Annotated in this window: 9 protein-coding genes; 3 read left to right on the forward strand and 6 right to left on the reverse strand. The window is 40.0% G+C overall.

What is annotated here, in order from left to right; genetic code table 11:
- Nucleotides 1-127: 127 nt before the first annotated feature.
- From C5S62_RS03125 to C5S62_RS03145, 5 genes are all read right to left on the reverse strand, one after another.
- On the reverse strand, nucleotides 128-1,495 hold the full coding sequence (locus C5S62_RS03125) for an MFS transporter (protein ID WP_104404011.1): 1,368 nt from the start codon (nucleotides 1,493-1,495) through the stop codon (nucleotides 128-130).
- A 53-nt stretch (nucleotides 1,496-1,548) separates the two neighbouring features.
- Entirely contained in the window at nucleotides 1,549-3,726 is a 2,178-nt protein-coding gene (locus C5S62_RS03130) for a S9 family peptidase (RefSeq protein WP_104404012.1), read from the reverse strand.
- Between the two features lie 93 nt (nucleotides 3,727-3,819).
- Nucleotides 3,820-5,733, reverse strand: coding sequence for a membrane protein insertase YidC (gene yidC / locus C5S62_RS03135; protein ID WP_104404013.1), 1,914 nt, complete (start codon nucleotides 5,731-5,733; stop codon nucleotides 3,820-3,822).
- A gap of 151 nt (nucleotides 5,734-5,884) precedes the next feature.
- Complete coding sequence (locus C5S62_RS03140; protein WP_104404014.1) at nucleotides 5,885-7,504, reverse strand: CTP synthase; 1,620 nt, start codon at nucleotides 7,502-7,504, stop codon at nucleotides 5,885-5,887.
- Between the two features lie 195 nt (nucleotides 7,505-7,699).
- Nucleotides 7,700-7,903, reverse strand: a complete 204-nt coding sequence (locus C5S62_RS03145) for a winged helix-turn-helix domain-containing protein (protein WP_104404015.1) — start codon at nucleotides 7,901-7,903, stop codon at nucleotides 7,700-7,702.
- Nucleotides 7,904-8,276: 373 nt separating this feature from the next.
- Here C5S62_RS03145 and C5S62_RS03150 point away from each other — a divergent pair, with 373 nt between their 5' ends.
- The 3 genes from C5S62_RS03150 to C5S62_RS03165 all read left to right on the forward strand — a co-directional run bounded on the left by C5S62_RS03150 (nucleotide 8,277) and on the right by C5S62_RS03165 (nucleotide 10,990).
- On the forward strand, nucleotides 8,277-9,188 hold the full coding sequence (locus C5S62_RS03150) for a glycosyltransferase (RefSeq protein ID WP_104404016.1): 912 nt from the start codon (nucleotides 8,277-8,279) through the stop codon (nucleotides 9,186-9,188).
- 193 nt (nucleotides 9,189-9,381) lie between these two features.
- Entirely contained in the window at nucleotides 9,382-9,990 is a 609-nt protein-coding gene (locus C5S62_RS03160; protein WP_104404018.1) for a thiamine phosphate synthase, read from the forward strand.
- Between the two features lie 64 nt (nucleotides 9,991-10,054).
- Nucleotides 10,055-10,990, forward strand: coding sequence for a ribose-phosphate pyrophosphokinase (locus C5S62_RS03165; protein WP_172486198.1), 936 nt, complete (start codon nucleotides 10,055-10,057; stop codon nucleotides 10,988-10,990).
- An 88-nt stretch (nucleotides 10,991-11,078) separates the two neighbouring features.
- Here the strand turns inward: C5S62_RS03165 and C5S62_RS03170 are convergent.
- A partial coding sequence (locus C5S62_RS03170; RefSeq protein WP_104404020.1) for an N-acetylmuramoyl-L-alanine amidase-like domain-containing protein occupies nucleotides 11,079-12,024 on the reverse strand: 946 nt, incomplete at its 5' end.

Raw genomic sequence — 12,024 nt, forward strand, 5'->3', positions numbered from 1 at the left:
TTTCAGCTCTCGAATTTTAACAAATGCACCGGAATTTCGGCTTGACCCTTAAAAAGTCCCATCGGCGTTTTTTCGGAAAAACAGACCAATGGGACTTTTTTATTCTTATAAATCAGGAAAATGTTTTTTACTTGATATTGGACTCTTCAAGCCTATAGCAGTACTTACGGTCAGCCACTTTGAGCAAATAAGCTATGAACAGTGACAGACAAGCTATGCCTGAGAAAATACACATGGGCAAAGTATAGTCGTACTGATTTGTCATTTTACCATCCACCATAGTAGTACCTACAATGCAATAATGCTCAAGCACCCAACCTATCAGAGCCGGAATACCCCACAATCCTATATTCTGTATGAAAAAAATAAGAGCATAAGCCGTTCCAAGTTGCTTGACTGGAAAAATTTTGGCTACACTGGGCCACATTGCAGAAGGAACCAAAGAAAATGCAATTCCAAGCACAATCATCAGCCCGATGGCCACCCATGAAGTATGAATGAAAGGCAAAGCATAAACACAATGCACAAAAATCAGCATGGCAGCACCAAGCATCATGATGCTGGCCGCCTTACCCCGTTTGTCAATCATTCCGCCGAATACAGGTGTAAGAAGAAGAGTTCCAAGAGCTGGAAGTCCGGCAAATGTACCAGCCAAAGATTCGCTGACCCCATATTTTGTCACCATTAATTCTGTGGCAAATTTCTGGAATGGGAATACACAAGAATAAAAAAGTACACACAGAAGAGCAATGAGCCAGAAACCGGGATTTCTAACAACAGAGAGAACATCCTTAAAGGAGAACTTTTCTTCTGCATTACAAGTTGTTGATATGCGGACTTGCTTATCTAGCTTTCTGTCCATAAGCGAAAAGGCCAGAAAGGCAAAAAAGCCACCAACCAAAACTGCGGCTCCAATGAAAAGCGGCGTTTCCAGGCTATAAGCTTTGGCCACCGGAATAGCAATGGCATAAGCGGCTTGCGAGCCTATTCGCGCAAGAGCGACCTGTACCCCCATTGCAAGTGCAATCTCTTTACCTTTAAACCATTTAGCTATAATTTTTGTAACTGTAATACCGGCTACTTCGGCTCCGACACCAAAAACAGAATATCCAGCAGAGGCCATCAGCACATCAAGTTTATAGCCCCAAAGCATCTCGGAGGTTCCGCCATACTGTGTAATTGCAATATACTCCACGGCCGTACCGCCAACCATCAGAACGGTGGCCAATATACCTGTGAAACGGATGCCGAACTTGTCCAATATCAGTCCTCCCCAAATGAGCATCAACAAGAATACATTAAGGAAGCTATAGGCCCCCGTAAACATGCCAAACTCTCCGCTAGTCCAACTCAACTGCCCTTCAAGCATGCTCTTGAGCGGTGCCATAACATCATTGACATAGTAAGCTGCCATCATGGTGAAAGCAACAATAAACAAGGCAGACCAACGTATCCAGGCCTTGTCATTTAATGTTTGTGTGTTTTCTGTTACCATTTTACTTAAGTATTTATATTATTTCCTATTATGATTATCATTTCACAAAAAAATCATTTCTTCAGCCATCTGTCAAGCCAACGGAAAAAAGTGCGTTGCCACAAGACACCATTCTGCGGTCTGAGTACCCAATGATTTTCATCGGGGAACAAAAGCAACTGAGCCTCAATGCCACGCAATCTGGCAGCGGCAAAGGCACTTTGGGCCTGTGTGTATTCTATTCGGAAATCGCGCTGTCCGTGAATACACAAAATAGGAGCATCCCAACGGTCTACATAAAGATGAGGTGATGTTGCATAAGCCTTCTGCATTTGTCCCTCTGCCGTTCTGACCCATGGAGCCGATTTAAGATCCCAGTTAGGGAACCACATTTCCTCCGTCTCCAGATATTGCTGCTGCGTATTAAAAATACCATCATGAGAAATGAAACATTTGAAACGCCCGTCGTGGTTACCAGCCAACCAATAAACGCTATAGCCACCAAAACTGGCACCAACAGCCCCCAGACGGTCTTTATCAACGTAAGGCTCTCTGCAAATGTCATCAATAGCAGAAAGATAGTCCTGCATGCACTGACCGGAATAATCTCCTGATATGGCTTCCAGCCACTCCATTCCAAAACCGGGCAGTCCACGGCGATTGGGGGCAATGACAATATAATCGTTGGCTGCCATTATTTGAAAATTCCAACGAAAACTCCAAAACTGGCTGACAGGTGACTGCGGGCCGCCTTCGCAAAACAGCAAGGTAGGATATTTCTTGGTAGGGTCGAAATGAGGAGGATAAATAACCCAGCATAATTCTTCTTTGCCATCTGTTGTCTTTACCCAACGCTCTTTCACTTCGCCAAAAGTCAGATTGTCATAAAAAAGTTTATTCTCCTCCGTTATTTGACGGGCTATGCCTTTATCTCCCTTGAGAGCCACAGCATATACCTCATCTGCCTGACTGATACTATGACGTTTGGCTATTAGTGTCTTGTTATCTGGCGTCAGACCTACAAGCACATAATCACACACATCATCTGTCAGTCTTTTTACTTGTCCCTTAAGATTGGTACGATAAATTTGAGTACGGCCATGCCAAACACCAGTAAAATAAAGTGTTTTATTGTCATTTGCCCAACAAAACTCATTAACGCCACTTTCAAAACTTTCTGTGACATAAGTCTTTTTGCCCGTTTTCAAATCGAATACACACAATCGAGTGCGATCACTCTCATAACCATCACGTTCCATGCTGCTCCAGGCAACGTAACGTCCGTCAGGAGAGAATTGGGGATTTTGATCGTATCCGACATTATAATCCTCTGTCTGGACATTGACACCTTGGGCTTCCAAAGTTGAGGTTTCATTAACTTCCGGAGCGGTGTAGTCCATCGGCTTACACAAATTACGTGTCTCTTGAGTGGTCAAGTCATAAAGGTAAATATCACTATCCGTACTGATAGCATAAGCCTTACCTGTTTTCTTCCGACAAGTATAGGCAATCGTTTTACTGTCGGGACTCCAAGCCAATTGCTCAATACCACCAAAAGGCAACATAGGACATTCATAAGGCTCTCCCTCAAGCAAATCGACACTACTACTAATTTTATCACCATCAAAACCGGCTAGAAAAGGATGAGGTACCGATTTTATGTAACTATCCCAATGCTTATACATCAAGTCATTGATAACCATACCACTTGACAAAGGCAAATCCGCATCATTTTCTTGAATAACCGAATGATTGGGCACTTCCTTTACCAAAAGCACCTTGCGGCCATCGGGTGAAAAGAGGAAATCTATAACATCCTTCTCCTCAAATGAAAGCTGACGTCTTCCAGAACCGTCAATATTCATTTCCCAAACTTGATTAGTGCCACTGACAGCACTCAAATAAGCAATTTTTTGTCCTCCTTTAATAAAAACGGCTCCGCTCTCACTATCTGCGGTTTGCGTCAAAAGAACACTGTGGCTATCCGCCATATTCATAGTATAAAGAACACTATGACTTTTGTTTTCTTTTACACTGTAATAATTCACATTATAAACAGCAGTATTACCATTTTCATTCAAAGAAAACTGACCAATCCGCCCCATAGCCCACAAAGCCTCAGGAGTAAGGCGGTCTGTAGTAAATTTCATTTGCACCCTGCCGATGAAAGGCTTTTCATCAGTCTGCCCTTGCGCACCAGTGCCAACAACCATCAGAAGTGCTGTTGCTGTAAGCATGTTTTTTATTGACATAATAAATCTATTGTTTTCAACCAAATAAAAAGCCGCTGTTATAAAGAATTCACAGGAAAAGTGAAATCCATATAACAGCGACAAAATTCACAATTATTTTTGCCTGTTCCGTCTGGCTTCCATCTGTGCCTCTTGTGCCTTCTGCAAAGCTTCCAGACGAGCAGCAAGGCCCTTAGGCTTTTTATTAGGATTATTCTTATTGGCCTGATAATTAGCTTCCAATTTCGCCAAAAGCTTGGCATCATCAGTTGTACGGCGCAAATACCACATTGTCAGGGCACTGGCCAACAGAGAAATGAAGTAATAATAATTCAAACCGGCAGAATAGGTGTTAAACATAAAGAAGAACATAACCGGCATCAGGTACATCATCCACTGCATCATCTTCATCTGCTGAGCCTGTTCTGCCGACATGGAATCCCGTTGCTGACGAATAGACATATGGCTATAAACCAAGTTTGTTACACAGAACAAAAGACAGAAAAGACTCAAGTGATCACCAATGCCCCAAATATGGAAGCCAAAATCCCAAATACTGTCATAAGTAGAAAGGTCATCTGCCCAAAGAAAACCTTCTTGACGCAACTCTATGGCATTGGGCACAAAATTGAACATTGCAATCCAAAGCGGCATCTGAATAAGCATCGGCAAACAGCCGCCCATCGGACTTACACCATATTGAGAGTAAAGAGACATCATTTCCTGCTGCTTTTTCATAGCATCCTCTTTTCTAGGATATTTTTTCGATATCTCATCTACTTTAGGTTTCAATACGCGCATTTTGGCACTACTCAAAAAACTCTTGCGCGTTGGCATATAAACAATAATACGCATCAAAATCGTGATAAGTAGCAAGACAATTCCCATCGGAAGACCTAACCATGTGAGAAAATCAAACACATAAATGGTAAAGAAACGGTTAATCCACTTAAAAAGTGGCCATCCCAAATATACCAAATCTTCCAAATCCAAGTCCTTTTCCCCTACTTTATCAGCATCCATAGATTTAAGTAGATTGAAACTATTAGGACCAAAAAAGAATTGCAATTGAGTAGCTTTAGTGCCAGTCACATCAAACGGAATTTCCATTTTGACATTATAATCTTTCAGGAAACCTGCATCATTATTTTTTGCTTCTTTCGGAATTTGTCGACTACGGGCAGAAAGTCCTTGAAATTCAGAAACTGGAGCAATTAACACAGTTGAGAAATATTGACTCTTAAAAGCCACCCAATCCACAGGCCCTTCCGCGGTCTCACTATCATCCTGAATCTCACTTAACATTTGGGTATCATCGGCAGTCAACTTATAAGTCAAAGAAGAGTATCTGTTTTCAAAATCATAGCCTTTCTCATGCTGCTTGATTTTTTGCGACCAGTCAATAGCTAAATTCTTGGTTTGCGTTGTTGCATATTTTTCCATTCCAAAGGTAACAACTTCAACATTCATCATATATTTGTCTCCAGATAACAAACAATAACGCAAATCAAGTTTTGTACCATTCCCTGTGGCCAAACGCATGGTCACCTGAGTAGAATCTTTTTGGTCTACAGTCTCAAAAATATAATCAGAAGTATTTAAGACACCTGTACTTGTGTTAAAAGAGAAATTCAAAGAAGCATTTTGCCCATCATAAAGATGTAATGGAATTTTCTTCCCTTCATGAAAATCATCATAACTGGTATAGTTCCTCAAGTAAACATTTCCGATAGTACCGCCACGAGGGTTGATCTCAACAATTACATTGTTATTCTTCAACACTACATAATCGTGACTCGCTGTATCTGTTACAGATAACTGTTTATAAAACAATGCAGTTGAATCGACTATTACTAATGCTTCCTTTCTAGCATCTTTCCTCTCTGCAACATTTGACACTTCTTGATTTGCAGTTTTCTGAACGACTGCTTGAGATGGGTTCTGAGGTTGAAAAGTGGAATTATAATACCCAAAACCAACCAAAACAGCTACAATCAATAGTAATCCTATTACTGTGTTTTTGTCCATTTTTCTATACTGTATAATATATTATCAAATTAACCACAAAAGACAATTGACAATCAGGTAAAAGAGTTGGCTTAAGCCATTATCCTTAATTGTCAATTGCCTATTTTGCTATTACTGCTTATTCACACTAAAGTAGGTGATACCCAAACCTTCATTTCCCGGAGTTACCATTTTTTGCAAGAATTGCAGCCTTCACAAAATCAAGGAACAAAGGATGTGGTTTAAGTACTGTACTTGAATATTCTGGATGAAATTGTGTACCTATATACCAACTTAAAGAAGGTATTTCAACAATTTCCACCAAATCACACTCCGGATTCATTCCAGCACAAATCATACCGTTCTTTTCAAAATCCTGACGATAATCATTGTTAAATTCATAACGGTGACGATGACGTTCACGAATTATTTCCCGTCCATAAATTTCACGCACCTTACTACCTTCAATCAAAGAACACTCATATCCTCCTAAGCGCATAGTACCGCCCAAGTTAGTAATATTCTTTTGATCCTCCATAATATCAATAACATTATGCGGTGTTTTCTGGTCCATTTCAGAACTATTTGCATCAGCATATCCCAATACATTTCTAGCATATTCTATGACCATCATTTGCATACCTAAGCAAATACCAAAAGTTGGTTTGTCATGTTCACGACAATACTGTGCAGCAAGAAGTTTTCCATCCATGCCACGCTGTCCAAAACCTGGACAGATGACGATTCCGTCCATCGCTTCAATTTCCTTATCAACATTCTCTGCCGTCAACTTCTCACTATTTATAAAATGTGCTTTTACTTTATAATCGTTATAAGTTCCGGCCTGAGACAAAGATTCAAATATGCTCTTGTAAGCGTCCTGCAAATCATATTTACCAACCAAACCGATATTGACTATTTCTGTAGCCTGATGACGACGATTCAAGAAAGAACGCCAAGGACCCAACCCCGGAGTTTCACCTACCGGCATGTCTAATTTTCGAAGAATAGTTGCATCAAGTTCCTGCTCCTGCATACGAAGCGGCACTTCATAAATTGTGGGCTGATCTAAACTTTGAACAACTGCTTCAGGGGCCACATTACAGAAATTGGCAACTTTCTTTTTCAACGTAGAACTTAGCTCATGCTCTGTACGCAACACCAGCACATCCGGTTGAATGCCCAAACTCTGTAATTCCTTTACAGAATGTTGTGTAGGCTTTGTCTTCAATTCACCAGCCGCAGCTAAATAAGGAACATAAGTAAGGTGCACACATACAGCCTTATGCCCCAATTCCCACTTTAATTGTCGGATGGCTTCTAAAAAAGGTAAACTCTCAATATCACCAACAGTTCCACCAATTTCCGTAATAACAAAATCATAGTGATTACGCTTCCCAAGATACAACATATCACGCTTTATCTCATCCGTTATATGAGGAATAACCTGTATGGTCTTGCCCAGATAATCACCACGGCGCTCTTTTTCTATAACACTTTGGTAGATACGGCCGGTTGTCACATTGTTATTACGAGTAGTCTGAACACCAGTAAAACGCTCATAATGTCCTAAATCCAAATCCGTCTCCTGCCCATCGTCTGTCACATAACATTCGCCATGTTCATAAGGATTAAGCGTACCCGGATCAATGTTAAGATAAGGATCAAATTTCTGAATAGTGATATTATAACCACGAGCTTGTAAAAGCTTTCCGATAGAAGCGGAAATTATACCTTTACCCAAAGAAGACGCAACGCCTCCCGTTACGAAAATGTACTTAGTATCTACCACAATGCTGAGTATTTAGAATTTGCTAATTTTAATCTTTCAAACCGACAAACCCGTCGGCATTATATCGTCTGCAAAAATACAAATAAAATGGAATATCACCATTTACAACCACATAAAATACCAATAAAAACAAGGAGAATAACTGTGACTATACAGTTCATCCTCCCTGTAAATAAGGTATTTCTCAAGCAGAACTTACTTCAAAGAAACGAGAATGTCTTTCTCTACTTCTTTCGTTACAACCTTATCCTCACGAAGCAACCATCCAATCCCAAGATATAAATCTTTGTCGCTACGAATTTTAAGGATTTTTCTCAAATCTTTACCAACAAGCTCACCATTTTCATTCAAAGCTTGCCAAATCTTTCCAGCCAATGCGCCGGCCTTTTCCTGTAACATACAACTACTATTAAATTAAATGTTTAGCACTTATCACAAAAACGCGACAGTAAAACATTGCAAAGATAACATTTTTCTACATAACAAACATAGTTTTTACAAAATATTAAAATAAAACAAGAAGCATAACCTTCACGAACCAGCATACTACAACAATTAAAAAACTCCTCTTTCACTCCGCTAATAAATATTATCTGCCAATATAAAGAATCATAGTTTCATTACAATAATAAGCTAATGGCCACACCAACGATAAAAACACCAGCAATCAACCATAATACTTAATAATTCATCCATCTTCTCATTTTTTATTTCGTGTTTTTCGGAGTTTTTGTTAATTTTGCCTGCTCTAAAACAACATTCTCACGAAACAATGATTTCAATATTAATCCCAGTCTATAACTATGACTGCTCACTGCTTATCAAAGAGCTAGCAGCCCAATCACTCCAATTAAAAGAGGAATTGGATGGGGAATTCGATTATGAAATTATTGTATCAGATGATGCATCAACCGATTTAAACAAACAGAAAATCAATATGACTGCCGCACTTACAACAGGCAGTACATACATACAACAAAAAAAGAACATCGGCCAAGCCCACTTGCGCAATGCCATGGCAGACATTGCCCGTTTTGACTTACTACTGATGATTGATGCCGATGCTGAGATATTTACAAAAGACTTCATACGCTGCTACTGGCAAGACAGAAACAAGGGAGACGTGATATGTGGCACATTAAAGAATCCTCCCGGACCTGCGCCATCAGGGTGTGAACTACGTTATCGCTACGAAAAGAAAGCAGAAAAGGCACGACCGGCCACAGCCCGTACCAAAGCCCCCTACAATTATTTTTCCACATTCAATGTCATGTTTCATCGTGAAGTCTTTGAACGTATCCGGTTTGACGAACGTTGCACAGAATATGGCTATGAGGACACACTAATGGGCCTAATGCTAAAAAAACATTCCTACTCTGTGATTCATACAGATAATCCATTAATTCACAAAGGAATAGACAGCAATCAGTCTTTCTTAAAAAAGACTGAAACTGCAATGAGAATGCTTTACAAATTAGGGGATCCTCTACAAGGACATACCGGAGCGTCACGCATTGCATCCAAACTCGAAAAATGGCATCTGAAGAAATGCACAAAACAGTTATATAAAAGCATAAAAAAAACACTTCAAAAAAATTTACTCAGCCATCATCCTTCCATCCTTCTCTTCAATTTTTACAAATTAGGATATTATTGCTCTTTGGATGACTCAAACACCATATAATGGATGCAAAAGCAAAAAAGGAAACAGCATTACTGTTCTGCCCATTATATTTTTACTTTAACAATACCATATATCATTTAATTTTATGTAACTTTGCAGACAGTAAAAGTTACAGAGGAAAACTAGAAGAGAACCAGAACTACATATCTTCATTTCCTACCCTGACATCTATAAACAAAGCAATAGGAGCAGCATGAAACTGATTTTAATGACAACGCCCTACTTCTTTGTCGAAGAGCATCAAATACTAACCTCTCTCTTCGATGAAGGGCTTGAACTCCTACACCTGCGCAAGCCCAATACTGAGCCTGTGTATTCTGAGCGTTTACTCTCCTTAATTCCTGAACATTACCGCAAAAATATCGTTGTACACGACCATTTTTATTTAAAAAGCGAATATAATTTGCGAGGTATTCATTTGAATCATCGCAATCCGGAAATACCACAAAACTACAAAGGGCACATCAGCTATTCGTGCCATTCTGCAGAAGAAGTAATTTCTTATAAAAATAAATTTGACTACGTTTTTCTGTCTCCTATTTTCAAAAGCATTTCAAAAGACGGCTATGACAGCCAATTCCCAATTGCAGAATTAAAGGAATTGAGCAAGAAGAAAGTCATTAACCGGAAAGTGATGGCATTAGGTGGTGTGGACCTTGAAAACATTTCCATACTGAAAGACTTAGGATTTGGAGGCGTTGTAACCCTAGGAGCTATTTGGAATCGGTTTAATATTCATCAGACCTCTGATTTCAAAATGCTCATCAACCACTTCAGAAAACTAAAAAAAGCTGTAGGATAATCCTATTCCCTAACACAGTAAAGAGAGCAAATAAAAAAATAAAAAATTATAAAGACCTTCAATAATGAACAACAAATCTTTTATGGTTTTCTCCGGAAGAGCCTCACGCTATTTAGCGGAGAAAATCTGCGCAGAGTTGAATCGCCCTTTAGGTAATTTAACTGTAACGGAATTTGCCGATGGCGAATTTGAAGTTTGCTACGAAGAATCCATCCGTGGCCGTGATGTATTCCTTGTCCAGTCAACATTTCCCAATTCCGACAACTTAATGGAATTGTTACTCATGATTGACGCAGCCAAGCGTGCCTCAGCCCATAGCATTTGTGCTGTCATTCCTTATTTCGGCTGGGCACGTCAAGACCGTAAAAGCAAGCCCCGCGTATCCATCGCCGCAAAATTGGTAGCCGACTTGTTGAGTGTTGCAGGTATTGACCGCGTTATTACGATGGATCTTCATGCGGATCAGGAGCAAGGATTTTTCGATGTTCCAGTAGATCATCTTTATGCCTCAACGGTGGTACTACCTTATATAAAGAGCCTCAACCTTCCCAATCTTTGCATTGCCACTCCTGATGTTGGAGGATCCAAACGCGCTGCATCTTACGCAAAATATCTTGATTGCCCCATGGTTCTTTGCAACAAGAGCCGCAAAAAAGCTAATGAAGTCGCCAGCATGCAGATTATCGGTGATGTGAAAGATATGGATGTCATTCTTGTTGATGACATTGTAGACACAGCCGGTACAATAACCAAAGCTGCAGACCTGATCATGAGCAACGGCGCAAATAGTGTACGTGCCATTGCCAGTCACTGCATTATGTCCGGACCGGCAGACAAACGTGTCGAAAAGTCAGCCCTTGTAGAAATGGTCTTCACCGACAGCATCCCCTATCGCGGTAAATGTGCGAAAGTAAAAGAACTAAGCGTTGCCAGCATGTTGGCTGAAACGATCCAGCGTGTTATGAACAACGAAAGTATCTCATCTCAATATTTAATTTGACCTGATACTTCCCCCACCCTAAAAAAATCGCCGAACAACAATCATATATTGTTTTGTTCGGCGATTTTTTTATACATTTAATCTGTTATCATTTTCCTATCAGCCTGAGCAGACGAATACCTACAGAAGTTTTACGTTTTGCTAAATAATCATACAAAGTCACAGTATCTTCCACAACTCTCTTATAAACCATCGAAGCATTAAGCAAATGCAATTTCTGATCCCTGCCCCACACGGCAAATCCTAAATGAGAATAATCCAAACCGGCTTTAGTTGTGACAATTGCAATAATATCTCCATCGTGAATAACAGAAAGTTGTTCCGGTGAAAATTTAGTAGCGGTTTGAGGAAGATAATGACCGTCAGCTCCATTGGCATAGCGCTCCATAGCCCTTATGCTATCCACCCATTCCGGATGGGACGCCAACATCTTATAATCAGAGGCATGCTGGCTCATATAATAATTATTCACCGTTTTCGGTGCAGTAAAATAAACCTTATCGATTACCTCAATGAAAAGGCCCTTCTCTATATTGTCATGCATCCACCAAGTAAAATAATGCAAACGTGACAAATACCCGTCCATTTTTCCTGAACGATAACGTAATTTCTCCAAATTCTGACAGAAATCTGAAAAGTTGTCACTATTCTGCCTCTTTGTCATAACCAAAGCACAAACAGTCTCCACCAAAGTTGTACAATCGAACTGCCGCAAATTTACGACAAGACGCTCAGGATCAGAAATTTCTAAAGTATACCCCACATAGGGACGACCTATAAAATGCCGTGCAAAATGAAACACCTCATTCCCCACAAACTTTTGGCGTAGAAGTTTTACAACCTCTACAGAATCTTTAGAAGTATAAATCACGTTAGAAAGATTATAACCCGAATCAGACGAACACGTTTGAGACACTTCATCAGAGACATCACATTCACTGTCTGCCTGCAGTTTACCGGCACAGCCGCAGGCAAAAAGATGGGTCAAGCCGAAAACACGGTGCATGAATTTTGGGAAAAGTGTTAAATTTGTG

This window comes from Prevotella sp. MGM2 (assembly GCF_002933955.1).
Lineage (GTDB): Bacteria > Bacteroidota > Bacteroidia > Bacteroidales > Bacteroidaceae > Alloprevotella.

What these genes read in the sequence shown, in the direction of transcription:
- C5S62_RS03165 (WP_172486198.1), top strand. Translation starts at nt 10,055, where the DNA reads ATGAACAACAAATCTTTTATGGTTTTCTCCGGAAGAGCCTCACGCTAT.
- C5S62_RS03150 (WP_104404016.1), top strand. Translation starts at nt 8,277, where the DNA reads ATGATTTCAATATTAATCCCAGTCTATAACTATGACTGCTCACTGCTT.
- C5S62_RS03145 (WP_104404015.1), bottom strand. Translation starts at nt 7,903, where the DNA reads ATGTTACAGGAAAAGGCCGGCGCATTGGCTGGAAAGATTTGGCAAGCT.
- C5S62_RS03125 (WP_104404011.1), bottom strand. Translation starts at nt 1,495, where the DNA reads ATGGTAACAGAAAACACACAAACATTAAATGACAAGGCCTGGATACGT.
- C5S62_RS03130 (WP_104404012.1), bottom strand. Translation starts at nt 3,726, where the DNA reads ATGTCAATAAAAAACATGCTTACAGCAACAGCACTTCTGATGGTTGTT.
- yidC (WP_104404013.1), bottom strand. Translation starts at nt 5,733, where the DNA reads ATGGACAAAAACACAGTAATAGGATTACTATTGATTGTAGCTGTTTTG.
- C5S62_RS03160 (WP_104404018.1), top strand. Translation starts at nt 9,382, where the DNA reads ATGAAACTGATTTTAATGACAACGCCCTACTTCTTTGTCGAAGAGCAT.